This is a genomic window from Streptomyces sp. CNT372 (genome assembly GCF_000377145.1).
Genome location: NZ_KB897784.1, coordinates 297,167 through 311,339 on the forward strand (window position 1 = coordinate 297,167; position 14,173 = coordinate 311,339).

Annotated in this window: 13 protein-coding genes and 1 rRNA gene; 2 read left to right on the top strand and 12 right to left on the bottom strand. The window is 75.2% G+C overall.

Annotated elements, in window-relative coordinates:
- The 5 genes from C593_RS0120270 to C593_RS0120290 form a co-directional block, all read right to left on the bottom strand.
- Positions 1 to 1,083, bottom strand: coding sequence for a glycosyltransferase family 4 protein (locus C593_RS0120270; protein ID WP_018849138.1), 1,083 nt, complete (start codon positions 1,081 to 1,083; stop codon positions 1 to 3).
- A gap of 176 nt (positions 1,084 to 1,259) precedes the next feature.
- Complete coding sequence (recN, locus tag C593_RS0120275) at positions 1,260 to 3,005, bottom strand: DNA repair protein RecN (RefSeq protein ID WP_026277887.1); 1,746 nt, start codon at positions 3,003 to 3,005, stop codon at positions 1,260 to 1,262.
- 111 nt (positions 3,006 to 3,116) lie between these two features.
- Entirely contained in the window at positions 3,117 to 4,049 is a 933-nt protein-coding gene (locus tag C593_RS0120280) for an NAD kinase (protein ID WP_018849140.1), read from the bottom strand.
- The gene (locus C593_RS0120285; RefSeq protein WP_018849141.1) at positions 4,046 to 4,861 is read right to left on the bottom strand and encodes a TlyA family RNA methyltransferase; all 816 of its coding nucleotides are present in this window, start codon (positions 4,859 to 4,861) and stop codon (positions 4,046 to 4,048) included. The genes C593_RS0120280 and C593_RS0120285 overlap by 4 nt, the downstream gene beginning before the upstream one ends.
- Before the next feature lie 7 nt (positions 4,862 to 4,868).
- Positions 4,869 to 5,273, bottom strand: a complete 405-nt coding sequence (locus C593_RS0120290; protein ID WP_018849142.1) for a hypothetical protein — start codon at positions 5,271 to 5,273, stop codon at positions 4,869 to 4,871.
- A gap of 291 nt (positions 5,274 to 5,564) precedes the next feature.
- On the opposite strand from C593_RS0120290, the gene C593_RS0120295 reads away from it, so the two are divergent.
- Positions 5,565 to 5,912 (top strand): SCP2 sterol-binding domain-containing protein, encoded by a 348-nt coding sequence (locus tag C593_RS0120295; RefSeq protein ID WP_018849143.1) that lies wholly within the window; start codon positions 5,565 to 5,567, stop codon positions 5,910 to 5,912.
- Positions 5,913 to 5,982: 70 nt separating this feature from the next.
- On the opposite strand, the gene C593_RS0120300 is transcribed toward C593_RS0120295, so the two are convergent.
- The 4 genes from C593_RS0120300 to C593_RS0120315 form a co-directional block, all read right to left on the bottom strand.
- A complete protein-coding gene (locus C593_RS0120300) occupies positions 5,983 to 6,786 on the bottom strand; it encodes an ABC transporter ATP-binding protein (protein ID WP_018849144.1) in 804 nt (267 codons plus the stop codon).
- Positions 6,787 to 6,854: 68 nt separating this feature from the next.
- Positions 6,855 to 7,844 (bottom strand): iron chelate uptake ABC transporter family permease subunit, encoded by a 990-nt coding sequence (locus tag C593_RS0120305; protein WP_078521690.1) that lies wholly within the window; start codon positions 7,842 to 7,844, stop codon positions 6,855 to 6,857.
- Between the two features lie 113 nt (positions 7,845 to 7,957).
- The gene (locus C593_RS0120310) at positions 7,958 to 8,917 is read right to left on the bottom strand and encodes an iron chelate uptake ABC transporter family permease subunit (RefSeq protein ID WP_026277888.1); all 960 of its coding nucleotides are present in this window, start codon (positions 8,915 to 8,917) and stop codon (positions 7,958 to 7,960) included.
- A 276-nt stretch (positions 8,918 to 9,193) separates the two neighbouring features.
- Entirely contained in the window at positions 9,194 to 10,222 is a 1,029-nt protein-coding gene (locus tag C593_RS0120315) for an HAD-IIA family hydrolase (RefSeq protein ID WP_018849147.1), read from the bottom strand.
- A 90-nt stretch (positions 10,223 to 10,312) separates the two neighbouring features.
- On the opposite strand from C593_RS0120315, the gene C593_RS0120320 reads away from it, so the two are divergent.
- Positions 10,313 to 11,605: a DUF1015 domain-containing protein gene (locus tag C593_RS0120320; RefSeq protein WP_018849148.1), complete on the top strand. Its 1,293-nt coding sequence runs from the start codon at positions 10,313 to 10,315 to the stop codon at positions 11,603 to 11,605.
- A gap of 153 nt (positions 11,606 to 11,758) precedes the next feature.
- Here C593_RS0120320 and C593_RS32610 read toward each other — a convergent pair whose 3' ends face one another.
- The 3 genes from C593_RS32610 to rrf all read right to left on the bottom strand — a co-directional run bounded on the left by C593_RS32610 (position 11,759) and on the right by rrf (position 14,171).
- Entirely contained in the window at positions 11,759 to 12,574 is an 816-nt protein-coding gene (locus C593_RS32610) for a tetratricopeptide repeat protein (RefSeq protein ID WP_037746404.1), read from the bottom strand.
- On the bottom strand, positions 12,496 to 13,836 hold the full coding sequence (locus C593_RS33405; RefSeq protein WP_199790068.1) for a hypothetical protein: 1,341 nt from the start codon (positions 13,834 to 13,836) through the stop codon (positions 12,496 to 12,498). Before C593_RS33405 ends, C593_RS32610 begins: the two co-directional genes overlap by 79 nt.
- A 218-nt stretch (positions 13,837 to 14,054) precedes the next feature.
- A 5S ribosomal RNA gene (rrf, locus tag C593_RS0120330) occupies positions 14,055 to 14,171 on the bottom strand.
- Positions 14,172 to 14,173 lie beyond the last annotated feature (2 nt).

Sequence of the window (14,173 nt, forward strand, 5' to 3'; positions counted from 1 at the left end):
TCAGGCTCCCGTGAGCTCGTCGTAGACCCGCAGCACATGGGCGACGGTGTCGTCCTCGGTCGGCCAGCCGGCCGCCTGGACGCGCCCGGCCGAGGCCAGGTCGGAGCGGCGGTCGGGGTCCGCGAGCAGGCGTTCCACCGCACCCGCGAGCGCCGGCACATCCCCGTAGGGCACCAACTCGGCAGCCTCGCCGACCAGTTCCGGCACTCCGCCGACGGCGGTCGCCACCAGCGGCACCCCGAGGCGCAGGGCCTCCTGGGCGACGAGGGGGCGGGCCTCCCAGCGGGACGGGAGGAGGGCCACGTCGGCGGCGGCCAGCAGGACGGGCACGTCGTCCCGGTCGCCGAGCAGCCGGACGGGCAGGTCCTCCGCCGCGATCCGCCGCCCGATGGCGGCCCGCTCGGGCCCCTCGCCGACGACCACGACCAGCGGCTGGGGGTCGAGCCCGCGCCAGTGACGTGCCGCGTCCAGCAGCGGCCCGTACCCCTTCCCCCCGGTGAGCGGGGCGACGGTGACCAGCAACGGCCTCTCCACGGCGCCCAGTTCGGCGCGGACCTTGCCGTCCTGGAGACACACCGGCGCATGGCGCACCGGCACGGTCACGGGGGCGAGGCGGGCGTCCCGGGCGCCACGGCGGCGGGCCCGGTCGACGAGTTCGGTGCAGGTGCCCAGGACGACGGTCGCGGCGCGGGCCGTCCGGCGCTCCAGCAGGCGCACCAGCCCGCCGCGCGGCCCGTCGGCAGGGCGGCGGGCGTGCCAGGTGGTCACGAAGGGGGTGTGCGCGGGCGCGGCCGACAGGGCGAGCGCGGCGCGCACGCCGGCGTACAGGCCGTGCGCGTGCACGAGGTCCGCGCCGATGCAGGCGTTGCGCAGGGCGGCCACCCCGGCGGGGTCGTTGCGCCGGGGTACGGGCACGAAGTGCGCCCCCGCGCCGATGAAGTCGTGTTCGCGGTCGAGTTCGGCGGGGGCGCAGACGGTCACCCGCACCCCTCTGGCCGCCAGCCCGGACGCGAGCGACCTGACGTGGGCGCCGCTGCCCGCGCTGCCGCCGCCCAGTACCTGGACCGTACGGAGCTGTGTCACGCGCCCAAGGATGCCAGTGCGTACGCACGTTCCGGCACCGATGAGACGTCCTTCCCGTGTCCCGCGCCCCAACTCGGCTCCGCGTATCACCCACAAGGGTGAAACCGCCCGTGTACGGGAACTCCGGGGTCGGCCGTGGCCGGTCCGGGAGGCGCGGCGGGAACCTCCCGGGTGGGTCAGCCGTCGCCGCGCGCCGTCGCCAGCAGCTCCTCCGCGTGCGCCCGGGCCGTCTCGGAGTCCTCCTGGCCGGCCAGCATCCGGGACAGCTCGCGCACCCGGTCCTCGCCCTCCAGGACCGTGACCCCGGACCGGGTCACCGAGCCGTCGTTGGTCTTCTCCACCAGCAACTGCCGGTCCGCGAAGGCCGCCACCTGCGGCAGATGGGTCACCACCACGACCTGCGCGGTGCGCGCCAGCTTCGCCAGCCGCCGCCCGATCTCGACCGCGGCCTTGCCGCCGACGCCCGCGTCGACCTCGTCGAAGAGGTACGTCGGCACCGGGTCGGTGCCCGCGAAGACGACCTCCACGGCGAGCATCACCCGGGACAGCTCACCGCCGGAGGCGCCCTTGGCGATCGGCCGGGGCGGGGCCCCGGGGTGGGGCGCGAGCAGGAGTTCCACCTCGTCGGCGCCGTGCGGCCCGTAGGTCACGTTCCGGCCGCCGACCTCGATACCCGCGGCCTCGTCGGCCGTCCCGGTCTGGCGGATCGCGAAGGACACCCGCGCGTGCGGCATCGCCAGCAAGGCCAGTTCCTCGGTGACCGCCCCGGCGAACCGGGCGGCGGCCTCGGTCCGTGCGTCGGTCAGCGCCTGGGCCAGACCGGAGAGTTCGGTGCGCAGGGCGTCCCGCTCGGCGGTCAGTTCGCCGATCCGGTCGTCGTCCCCGTCCAGCTCGCCGAGCCGGGCGGTGCCGTCCTCCGCCCAGGCGAGCACCGCGGCGACGTCCTCGCCGTACTTGCGGGTGAGCTGGGTGAGTGCGGCGCGGCGCTCCTCGACGGCGGCCAGCCGCAGCGGGTCGGCGTCCAGATCGTCCGCGTATCCGGCGAGTTCGCCCGCCACATCGCCGAGCAGGATGGAGATCTCGCCCATCCGGTCGGCGAGGGCCGCGAGGGCCGGGTCGTGGGCGCGGACCGCCTCCAGGGCCCGGCCGGCCCCGGCGACCAGGGTGGTCGCGTCGACGCCCTCCGGGTCCTCCGGGTTGCCCGCGAGGGCCGCGTGGGCGAGGGCGGCGGCGGACGCCAGGGCCTCCGCGTGCCCGAGGCGTTCCGCCTCGGCGGCCAGTTCCACGTCCTCGCCCGCGCGCGGTTCCACCGCCGCGATCTCGTCCAGCCCGAAGCGCAGCAGATCCGCCTCCTGGGCGCGTTCCCGCGCCCGGGTGGTCAGCTCCTCCAGCTCGGCGGCGACGGCCCGCAGACGCCGGTACGCGGTCGTGTACGCGGCGAGCGGCCGGGCGACGGCCTCCCCCGCGTACCGGTCCAGGGCCTCGCGCTGGCGGGCGGGCCGCAGCAGGCCCTGCTGGTCGGTCTGCCCGTGCACCGCCACGAGTTCGTCGGACAGTTCGGACAGCATGCCGACGGGAACGGACCGGCCGCCGAGATGGGCCCGGGAGCGCCCCTCGGCCGACACCGTCCGGCTGATCAGCAGCGAGCCCTCGTCCAGCTCGGCCCCGGCCTCCTCGGCGCGCAGCGCGGCCGGGCCGCCCGCGGGCACCCGTACCCGCCCCTCGACGACCGCGGCCTTGGCGCCGATCCGCACCAGCGCCGGGTCCGCGCGCCCGCCGAGCAGCAGCCCGAGGCTCGTGACGACCATCGTCTTGCCCGCGCCCGTCTCGCCGGTCACCGCGGTGAATCCCGGTGACAGCTCGACGACCGCGTCGTCGATGACTCCGAGCGACCGTATCCGCATCTCCTCAAGCACGCCCATGACCATACGAGGTTTCCCGGGCCGAACGCGACGGACCCCGGCCCTGCGTTCACTCTCCCGAGCGGCCCGGACCCCGCCGGGGCGGGCGCGGGGTCCGTCCGCGCGTCGTGCTCAGTGCGGCGCGCCGCGCCAACCCGACACCGGGAGCGCGAACTTGGCGACCAGCCGGTCCGTGAAGGAGGCGTGGTGCAGCCGGGCGAGACGGACCGGGACCGCGCCGCGCCGGACGACGACCCGCGCGCCCGACGGCAGCTCCACCGTCCGCCGCCCGTCGCACCAGAGGACACCGTGCGGGGTGTGCGGCTGCACCTCCACCGCCAGGGTGGAGGTGGGCGAGGTCACCAGCGGCTTGGCGAACAGCGCGTGGGCGCTGATCGGCACCATCAGCAGCGCCTCCACCTCGGGCCACACCACGGGCCCGCCGGCGGAGAAGGCGTACGCGGTCGAGCCGGTCGGGGTCGCGCAGACGATGCCGTCGCAGCCGAAGCCGGTCACCGGGCGGCCGTCGATCTCCAGGACGACCTCCAGGATCCGCTCGGGCGAGACCTTCTGAACTGCGGCCTCGTTGAGCGCCCAGTCCCGGTGCACGATGTCGCCGTTGCTGTGCACGACCACGTCGAGGGTCATCCGCTCCTCGACCTCGTAGGCGCGGCTGACGACCCGGTCGACGACCTTGTCCAGGTCGTCGCGCTCCGCCTCGGCGAGGAAGCCGACGCGCCCCAGGTTCACCCCGAGCATCGGCACCCCGGAGGCGCGGGCGAACTCGGCGCCGCGCAGCAGGGTGCCGTCGCCGCCGAGGACGATGAGCAGTTCGCAGCCGTCGAGCACCTTCGGGGTGGCGTCGGGGACGGTCTCCACACTGCCGGGGAGCGGCAGGTCGGCCGCCTCCGCCTCCAGTACCCGCACGCCCAGGCCGCTGCGGAGCAGGCCCTGCACGACCAGCTCGGCGCTGCGGATCGCGGCCGGGCGGCCGGTGTGCGCGAGCAGGAAGACCGTGCGCTCCGGTGCGCGTTCCGGTGTCGTTGCTGCTTCTGTCGTGGTCAACGAGGTCCCTCCGCCACTGCGCGGTCGACGTCCGCCGGATCGAGTTCGGGCGCCCCGGCCCGAAGCCACAGAAAGTACTCGACGTTGCCGGACGGCCCGGGCAGCGGACTGGCGGTCACGCCGCGCACTCCGAGTCCCAGTTCCGCCGCCCGGGCGGCAACGCCCTTCACGGCCTCGGCGCGCAGCTCGGGACTGCGCACGACGCCTCCGCTGCCGAGGCGGTCCTTGCCGACCTCGAACTGCGGCTTGACCATCAGGACGAGGTCGGCGCCGGGGGCGGTGCAGCCGACGAGGGCGGGCAGGACGAGGCCGAGCGGGATGAAGGACAGATCGCCCACCACCAGGTCCACCGGCACTCCGTCGATCGCGTCCGTCGTCAGTTCACGCACGTTGGTACGGTCCTTGACCGTCACGCGTTCATCGCTCTGCAGCGACCAGGCGAGCTGGCCGTAGCCGACGTCCACGGCGACCACGTGGGCGGCGCCCGCGCGCAGCAGGACGTCGGTGAAGCCGCCGGTGGACGCGCCCGCGTCCAGCGCCCGGCGCCCCTCGACGGCGAGGCCGAGCGGGGTGAAGGCGGCCAGGGCCCCGGCGAGCTTGTGGCCGCCGCGGGAGACGTAGTCGGGGTCGCTGTCGTCGTCGGCGACGACGATCGCGGCGCTCGTCTCGACCTGGGTGGCGGACTTGGCCGCGGTGTTGCCCCCGACGGTGACCCGGCCCGCGGAGATCAGCTGGGCGGCGTGCTCGCGCGAGCGCGCGAGTTTCCGGCGTACCAGCTCGGCGTCGAGACGGCGTCGGGCGACTCCTGCCACGGTCGGTTCAGCTCCTGTGGTCGTACTGGCGGTGGTCCGGCCGGTGGTGCGGCGGACCGGACGGGCGGCCCGGCGGGCCGGGCTGCGGGGGCTGCGGGCCGGACGGCGCGTCGAGCGCGGTCAGCGCGTCGCGCAGCCCCCGGTGGACATCCTCGTACACCTCGGTGTGGCCGTCGGCGGCGAGGTGGTCGGCATCGGCCAGCCGGTCCAGCAGGGCGTCCACGCCGGCGTTCCCGGTGGGGGTGCGGGGGACGGCGAGGGGGGCGGGGGCAGCGGGGGCGGTCGGCTCGGCGGGGTGTCCGGCGGCGTGTCCGGAAGCGGGCGCGGGCGGCGCGACGGCGGGGGCGGTCGGCTCGGCGGGGTGTCCGGCAGCGCGTGCGGTCGGCTCGGCCGCGGGCTCGGCCGGGCGCACGGCGGCGGATGCTGCCGGTGCCGCACCCGGTCCGGCAGCGGGACCGGTCGCGGAAGCCTCCGGCGGCGCGTCCGGTCCGGGGGCGGAAGCGGGCGCGGCGCCGTCCGGGGCGGGAACGGGCGTGGTGGGGCCGGCGCCGGGGGCCGGGTCCGCGGCCGGTCCGGGATGCCCGGGAACAGGCCCGCTCGGGGGCCCGGGAACAGGCCCGGGGACGGGGCCGGGGACGGGGCCGGATGTCGCGTCGGTCATGCCCAGACGCTACCGCGAAGCCCTGCGGTACCGTCGATCACGATGGCCACCACGCAGGAGTGCCGCGACGCACTCGACAGACTCTCGGACAATCTGGCGAAGGCGGACGACGGCGTACGCGGCGCGACCGCGCTGGACCGTTCCCTGAGCTGCCATGTCACCGACCTGGACACCACGTTCACCGGCCTCCTCCAGAACGGCCGGATCGAGGTGTCCGGCCGGCACGAGGGCCCGCCGCGCGAGAAGGCGCAGATCCGGCTGGCGATGACCGGCGACGACCTGGTGGCCCTGGTCGACGGGAAGCTGAACTTCGCCAAGGCGTGGGCCTCCGGCCGGGTCCGCCTGGAGGCGGGCGTCCGCGATCTGCTGCGGCTGCGCTCCCTGCTGTAGCCGCGCCGCGGACGACGCGGCCGCGCCCCCACCCGGCGAGCGGCGGCCCGGCACGGTCCGGGCGCCCGGCTCAGAACGCCTTCGCCGCCCCGCGCTTCCGGGCGAACGGCACCACCAGTGGGGTCCCCGACTCCGGGTCCTCGATGACCCGGCTGCTCACCTGGAAGACCTGTTCGACCAGCTCCGCCGTGACCACCTCGCCCGGCGCGCCCTCCGCGACCACCCGGCCGTCGCGGAGCGCGATGAGGTGGGTGGCGTAGCGGGCCGCCTGGTTGAGGTCGTGGAGGACGGCGACCAGGGTGCGGCCCTGCGCCTCGTGCAGCTCGGCGCAGAGGTCGAGGACCTCCAGCTGGTGCTGGATGTCGAGGAAGGTCGTCGGCTCGTCCAGCAGCAGCAGCGGTGTCTGCTGCGCGAGGGCCATCGCGATCCACACGCGCTGGCGCTGGCCGCCGGAGAGCTCGTCCACATAGCGGTCGCCCAGCTGCTCGACGCCCGTCGCCGCCATCGACTCCCGCACGATCCGCTCGTCCTCGGGCGACCACTGGCGCAGCAGCCCCTGGTGCGGGTACCGGCCGCGGGCCACCAGGTCGGCGACGGTGATCCCGTCCGGGGCGATGGACGACTGGGGCAGCAGCCCGAGGGTCCGCGCGACCTTCTTCGCGGGCTGGGAGTGGATCGACTGCCCGTCCAGCAGCACCCGCCCCTGCGAGGGCCTGAGCATCCGCGACAGGGCGCGCAGCAGGGTGGACTTGCCGCAGGCGTTGGGGCCGACGATCACGGTGAAGGAGTTGTCCGGTATCTGCACCGACAGGTCCTCGGCGATGACCCGCTGGTCGTACGCGAGGGTGACCTCTTCCGCGGTGAGGCGCTGCATGCTGGTCGTACTCCTGGGGTGCCGGGGGTTCTGCGCGGGGGACGGGGCGGGCGGGGTGTTCAGCGGGGTCACAGCCGTCCCGCCTTCCGTTCGGTGACGAGCAGCCAGAGCAGATAGACGCCGCCGAGGACACCGGTGACGACACCGACCGGGAGCTGCCGGTCGGCGAAGACGTTGGTGGCGATCCAGTCCGCGACCAGCAGCAGCGCGGCGCCCATCACCGCGGCGGCGGCCAGGTTCGGGCCGGGCGCCCGGGTGAGCCGGCGCGCGAGCTGCGGCGCGCTGAGGGCGACGAAGGCGATGGGCCCGGCCGCGGCGGTGGCGACCGCGATGAACAGCACGCCCGAGCCCATCAGCACGATCCGGGTCCGCTCCACCGGCACGCCCAGCGCGTACGCGGCGTCGTCGCCCATCTCCAGCATCCGCAGCGGACGCCCGTGGGCCAGCGTCACCGGCCCGAGGACCGCGCACAGCGCGACCAGCGGCCACACCTGGGCCCAGTCGCGGCCGTCGAGGGAGCCGGTCATCCACAGCGTGGCCCGGGTCGCGTCAACCAGGTCGGCCTTGGTGATCAGGTAGTGGATGACGGCCGTGAGCATGGCGGCGATGCCGATGCCGACGAGGACGAGCCGGAAGCCGTGCACCCCCCGCTTCCACGCCAGCAGATAGACGAGGGTGCCGGTCAGCAGACCGCCGGCCACCGCGCCGCCGGAGACGGCGAGGGAGTTGCCGCCGAAGAGGACGATCACGATGAGCGCGCCGACGGCGGCGCCCTGGCCGAAACCGATCACGTCCGGGCTGCCCAGCGGATTGCGGGAGAGCGACTGGAAGACGGCGCCGCTCAGCGCGAGGGAGGCGCCGACGAGCGCGGCGACCAGCACCCGCGGCAGCCGCAGGTCCTGGACGATGAACTCCTGGGCCGCGGTCCCGTTGCCGAGGAGGGTCGCCACGACCTCGCCGAAGGACATCGGGAAGTCGCCGCTGCCGATCAGCAGCACGGCGGCGGCGACAGCGGCGACCGCGAGCAGCAGCACGACCAGCGCGGCCCGCGCGTCCATGCGCAGGGAGAACCCGCCCGGGGTGCGCAGCGCCTTCACCGTCCCGGTGGATCGCGCGGGCGCGGCGGGGGACTTCGGGGCCGGCGTCTCGCGGTCCGGCGTCTTCAGGGCCGTCACAGCTGGGCCATCCTCTTGCGGCGGACGAGGTGGATGAAGACCGGCCCGCCGACGAGCGCGGTGACGATGCCGACCTGGAGTTCGGAGGGCCGGGTGATCACCCGTCCGATGACGTCCGCGCCGAGCAGCAGCACCGGGGCGAGGACCGCCGAGTACGGCAGGATCCAGCGCATGTCCGGGCCGGTGATCGCGCGGACCACGTGCGGGATCATCAGCCCGACGAAGATGATCGGCCCGCAGGCCGCCGTGGCCGCCCCGCACAGCAGGGTCACGGCGAGCATGGACAGGGCCCGGGTGCGGTTCAGGTGCGCGCCCAGCGCCCGGGCGGTGTCGTCGCCCATCTCCATCGCGTTCAGCGGCCGCGCCAGCAGCAGCGCCAGCAGCAGACCGGTGCCGACGAAGGGCAGGATCTTCACGGTGGTGTCCATGTCGGCCGAGGCAAGCGAGCCCACGGTCCAGAACCGCAGCCGTTCCAGCGCCGCCGAGTCCAGCAGCTGCACCGCGTTGATGTAGCCGTACAGGGCGGCGGTCGCGGCGGTGCCCGCCAGCGCGAGGCGCACCGGGGTGGCGCTGCGGCTGCCGCCGAGGACGTAGACGGCGGCGGAGACGGCCGCCGCTCCGGCGAAGGCGAACCAGATGTAGCCGGTCAGGGAGGTGACGCCGAGGAAGCTGATCGCGGAGACGACGGCGGCCGCGGCTCCCGCGTTGACCCCCAGCAGGCCCGGCTCGGCGAGCGGGTTGCGGGTGAGGGCCTGCATCACCGCGCCGGACAGGCCGAGAGCAGCGCCGACCACCAGCCCGAGCAGGGTGCGCGGCACCCGGACGTCCCGGATGATCACGTCGTTGCCCGTCCCGGTGTTGTGGAACAGACCGTCCCACACCTCGGAGACCGGGACAGACTTGGCGCCGACGGCGATACTCGCGACGCAGATCAGTACCAGGACGACGACGGACAGCACGAGCCCGGCGGCCCGCAGGGCGCGCCGCTTCGCCGTGGCGGCCGCGGCGGGGGGCACCGCGCTCTCTTCGGGGGGGCTCTCGACCAACACGCGGTTAGGTTAGCCTGGCCTGCCCGGCTGCTGAATTCCGGGTTCCCGATCTCCCCCGGGGGGCCGGGACCGTACCCCGGGGCCGGACGGCCGCTCCATCCGGGGGCCGGGACCGCATCCCGGATGCCGGGACCGCACCCCCCGGGGTTCGTGCGGCCACTCCACCGGGGGCCGGGCGTCCGTTCAGAGACCCAGCCGGGCCAGCGCCTTCCCCGCGTCGAGACCGCACGCGCCGTCCCCGGCACGCGTCCAGGCCGCCCCGCACAGCGCGCGCAGACCGTCCAGGGCCCCGCCGTCCCCGTCCAGCACCAGCGCGTCCCCCTGTGCCGATGCGCTCCAGCCGCCGCAGCGGAACACCCCGCCGTCGGCGGCCACCTCGGGCTGCGGGGTCAGCAGCCCGCGCAGGTCGGCGTCGACATAGGTGGGCCGGTGGCGCGGCTCGGCCGCCAGCAGCTGTGCCGCGTCCGTCACCCCGGTGAGCACCAGCAGGGAGTCCACTCCCCCGTTGAACGCCCCCTCGATGTCCGTGTCCAGCCGGTCGCCGACGACCAGCGGGCGCTCGGCGCCGGTGCGCAGGATCGTCTCGCGGTGCATCGGCGGCAGCGGCTTCCCGGCGACCTGCGGCTCGGCCCCGGTAGCGATGCGCACCACCTCCACGGCAGCCCCGTTGCCCGGCGCGATGCCGCGCGCCCCGGGGATCGTCAGGTCCGTGTTGGAGGCGTACCAGGGCACTCCGCGCGCGACGGCGTAGCTCGCCTCGGCGAAGCGGCCCCAGGCCAGATCGGGACCGCCGTACCCCTGCACCACGGCCGCCGGGCGGTCCTCCGCCGACTCCACCGGCTCCAGACCGCGTTCGCGCAGCGCCACCCGCAGCCCCTCACCGCCGATCACGAGAATCCGCGATCCGGCGGGCACCTGCTCGGCGATCAGCCGGGCCACCGCCTGCGCCGAGGTGATCACGTCGTCCGCGCCGGTGGGGATGCCCAGTTCGGTCAGATGCCCGGCCACCGTGTCCGGGGTGCGCAGGGCGTTGTTGGTCACATAGGCGAGGTGCATGCCCTGGGCGCGGGCGGTCTCCAGGGACGCCACGGCGTGCGCGATGGCCGCGCCGCCCGCGTACACCACTCCGTCGAGGTCCAGCAGGGCGGTGTCGTACGCCTGGTGCAGCGCGGTGGCGCTGCCGGCCGGCCGGTGGATGCCCTGCTGACTCATCGGTTAACCGCTCCTTCGTCCGCTGCGGACCCTGGCCGGGACCGCTCCCCCCGATCATCCCGCATCGCCCGCCCCGCATACGATGCCCTGATGAACAACGAAGGTCCTGCGGCCAACGGCGGCCTGCACCTCTTCCCGTTCCGCGGACTGCGCTACGTCCACGAGCGGGTGGGCAGCCTTGCCGCGGTGACCTCGCCCCCGTACGACGTCGTCGTCCGGCCGGACGGGCTGCACCACCTGGAGTCGGCCGACCCGCACAACATCGTCCGGCTCATCCTGCCGCAGGCCGGCTCCGCCGCGGAACGCAACCACCAGGCGGCCGAGACCCTGGCCCGCTGGATCGCCGAGGGCGTCCTCGCCGCCGACCCGGAACCCGCCCTGTACGTATACGAGCAGCGCCGGGGCGAACTGCTCCAGCGGGGCATCATCGGGGCGCTCGCCCTCTCCGAACCGTCCGAGGGCATCGTCCTGCCGCACGAGGACGTGATGGCGGACGTGGTCGCCGACCGGGCCGCCCTGATGCGCAGCACCGCCGCCAACCTGGAGCCCCTGCTCCTCACCTACCGCGGCGACGAGGGCCGTTCGGCCGCGGCGGCGGCGATCGACGAGGCCACGGAGCGGCCCCCGCTCCTCGCCACCACCACGGAGGACGGCTTCGAGCACCGCCTCTGGGCGGTCACCGACCGGGCCGGCATCGCCCGCGTCCAGCAGGAACTCAGCCGCCACCAGGCCCTGATCGCCGACGGCCACCACCGCTGGGCGACCTACCTCCGCCTGCGCGCGGAGCACACCGACGGCGACCCGGGCCCCTGGAACCTGGGCCTGGTCCTCCTCATCGACACCGTCCGCCACCCGCTCCAGGTCCGGGCCATCCACCGGGTCCTGCACCGCCTCCCGGTGCCCGCCGCCCTCGGCGCCCTGGCCGGCTCCTGGCGCGTCCGCACCCTCGACGAGGGCACGCCCCTGCCCGGTGCCCTCACCGCCCTCGGGCACGCGGCGGCCGAGGGGAACGCCTTCCTGCTCACCGGCGACGGCCGCTTCCACCTGGTGGACCGGCCCGACCCGGGCCTCCTCGCCCGCACGGTCCCCTCGGGGCCGCCGGACGCCTGGCGCTCCCTGGACGCGACGGTCCTGCACGCGACACTGCTGGACCAGGTGTGGCGCATCCCGGACGGCCCGGCGGACATCGCGTACATCCACGACGCCCCCTCGGCCGTGGCCAAGGCGGAACGCGGCGACGGCACGGCGGTGCTGATGCACCCGGTCCGCGAGGACGTCGTCCGCGACCTGGCCCGGGCGGGGGTCACGATGCCGCGCAAGTCGACGTCGTTCGGGCCGAAGCCGGCGACGGGGCTGGTGCTGCGGAGCCTGACGCTGGGCTGAGGGGCCCACGGCCCCGGTCGGGGGCGGTGGGCTCGGACACGCAGAGGGCGGGACCTCAGTACCGGGGTCCCGCCCTCTGCGTGTGTGCCGCTCTGCGCGTGCCGGTCTGCGCGTGCCGCTCTGCGCGTGCCGCTCTGCGCGTGCCGGCTGGTGCTACTCCGCGGCCTTGCGGTCCGCGTCGGGCTCCTGCTCCGCGTCGGGTTCCTCGGCGGGGGCCTGCTCGACGGCGGGCTGCTCACCGGCGGGCTGTTCGACGGTGCTCGCCGGGGCGGGAGCCGAGGGCTCGGTCGCGTACTCGTCCGCGTCCTCATCCTCCGCCGCGTGCTCGTGCTCGTCGCCCATCACGTCCACGAACTCGACGCCGTCCATCTCGGCGAGCCGGTCGGACGCGTCGGTCGTACCGTCCTTGTCCGCCTCCAGCGCCTTGGCGAACCACTCACGCGCCTCGTCCTCACGGCCCGCGGCGAGGAGGGCGTCGGCGTAGGCGTACCGCAGTCGGGCCGTCCAGGGCTGCACGGAGTTCGAGGCCAGCTCGGGGCTCTGCAGGGTGACGATGGCGGCGTCGAGCTGGTCCATGTCCCGGCGCGCACCGGCGGCGACGAGCCGCATCTCGACCTGGCCGGCCTTGTCCAGCTTCTGCACCTCGGGCTCACCAGCCATCGCCAGTGCCTTCTCCGGACGGCCGAGACCGCGCTCGCAGTCGGCCATCACGGGCCACAGCTCGACGCTCCCGGTCATCCGCCGCGCGGCCCGGAACTCGGCCAGGGCCTCGGAGTACTTCTGCGTGGCGTACGCGGCGAATCCGGCGGCCTCGCGCACGGCGGCGACGCGGGACGCCAGCCGGAGGGCGACACGGGAGTACTCGTACGCGCGCTCGGGGTCCTCGTCGATCAGGTTGGCGACCATGACGAGATTCCGCGCGACGTCCTCAGCGAGGCCCTTGGGCAGGCTCTGGAGCTCCTGGCGCACGTCCTTGTCGATCTCGTCGCCGGTGACGTCGTCCGGGATCGGCAGCCGCTTGACGGGCTCCCGGTCGGAGCGGTCCCGCCGGTCGTCACGACGGTCGTCGCGCCGGCCGTACCCACCGCCGCCCTGGCGGTCGTCCCGGCCACGGCCACGGTAGCCGCCGCGGTCGTCGTCGCGGCGGGGGCCGCGGTCACGGTCACGGTCGTCGCGGCGCCCGTAACCGCCGCCGGAGGGGCGGTCGTCACGGCGGAAGCCGCGGTCACGGTCATCGCGCCGGTCCCGGTCGCGGTCACGGTCGCGGTCGTCACGGCGGAAGCCGCCACCGGAGGGGCGGTCCTCGCGGCGGCCGTAGCCACCACGGTCGTCGTCGCGCCGGGGACCCCGGTACCCACCGCGGTCGTCCTCGCGACGCGGGCCGCGGAAACCGCCGCGGTCGTCCTCGCGACGCGGGCCGCGGTCACGGTCGTCACGCCGGTCACGGTCGCGGTCGCGGTCGTCACGGCGGAAGCCACCGCCCGACGGGCGGTCGTCACGACGGCCGCCGTAGCCACCGCGGTCGTCGTCGCGCCGGGGGGCGGGACGGTACCCGCCCCGGTCGTCCTCACGCCGGGGGGCGCGGTAGCCGCCGCGGTCGTCGCGGTCACGGGGGCCGCGGTACCCACCACGGTCGTCCTCACGACGCGGGCCGCGGAAACCGCCGCGGTCGTCGTCGCGACGCGGACCACGGTCACGGTCGTCACGCCGGTCCCGGTCGTCCCGGCCGTAGCCGCCACCGGACGGGCGGTCTTCGCGCCGGCTGCCGTAGCCGCCACCGGGGCGCCCGCCTCGGTCGTCACGGCGGAAGCCGCCACCGGCGGGACGGTCGTCACGACGGCCGAAGCCACCACGGTCGTCACGCTGCGGCCGGTCGTCACGGTCACGCGAACCCCGGTAGCCGCCGCGGTCGTCGTCGCGGCGTCCGTAGCCGCCACCGCCACCGGGGCGACCACCGCGGTCGTCACGGTCGCGCGGGCCACGGAAACCGCCGCGGTCGTCGTCGCGACGCGGACCACGGTTTCGGTCCTGGTCCCGGTCGTCGCGGCGGAAGCCGCCACCGGAGGGGCGGTCGTCACGACGGCCGTAGGCGGCGCGGTCGTCGCGCTGCGGCCGGTCGTCACGGTCACGGTCGCGGGGGCCGCGGTACCCGCCACGGTCGTCCTCACGACGCGGGCCACGGAAACCGCCGCGGTCTCCGTCGCGACGCGGACCACGGTCGCGGTCGTCACGACCGCCGCGGAAGCCGCCCCTGTCACCACCGTCCCTGCGTCGCGGTTCGCGATCCGGGCGGTCGTCGGGTGAGTTGGCGGTCATCGGTGTGACTCCTGTCTTGGGGGTACCACAAGTCATTCTCGCGCAGCCGACGATCGGTCGCGCTCCGGTGCATGAAAAACAAAAAGGACCCGTGGTCCAGCGTGAACGCTGGACCACGGGTCCCTGAAAGATTGTTCGGCGGTGTCCTACTCTCCCACAGGGTCCCCCCTGCAGTACCATCGGCGCTGAAAGGCTTAGCTTCCGGGTTCGGAATGTAACCGGGCGTTTCCCTAACGCTATGACCACCGAAAC

What these genes read in the sequence shown, in the direction of transcription:
- recN (WP_026277887.1), bottom strand. Translation starts at nt 3,005, where the DNA reads ATGGGCGTGCTTGAGGAGATGCGGATACGGTCGCTCGGAGTCATCGAC.
- C593_RS0120315 (WP_018849147.1), bottom strand. Translation starts at nt 10,222, where the DNA reads ATGAGTCAGCAGGGCATCCACCGGCCGGCCGGCAGCGCCACCGCGCTG.
- C593_RS0120295 (WP_018849143.1), top strand. Translation starts at nt 5,565, where the DNA reads ATGGCCACCACGCAGGAGTGCCGCGACGCACTCGACAGACTCTCGGAC.
- C593_RS0120300 (WP_018849144.1), bottom strand. Translation starts at nt 6,786, where the DNA reads ATGCAGCGCCTCACCGCGGAAGAGGTCACCCTCGCGTACGACCAGCGG.
- C593_RS0120320 (WP_018849148.1), top strand. Translation starts at nt 10,313, where the DNA reads ATGAACAACGAAGGTCCTGCGGCCAACGGCGGCCTGCACCTCTTCCCG.
- C593_RS0120305 (WP_078521690.1), bottom strand. Translation starts at nt 7,844, where the DNA reads ATGGACGCGCGGGCCGCGCTGGTCGTGCTGCTGCTCGCGGTCGCCGCT.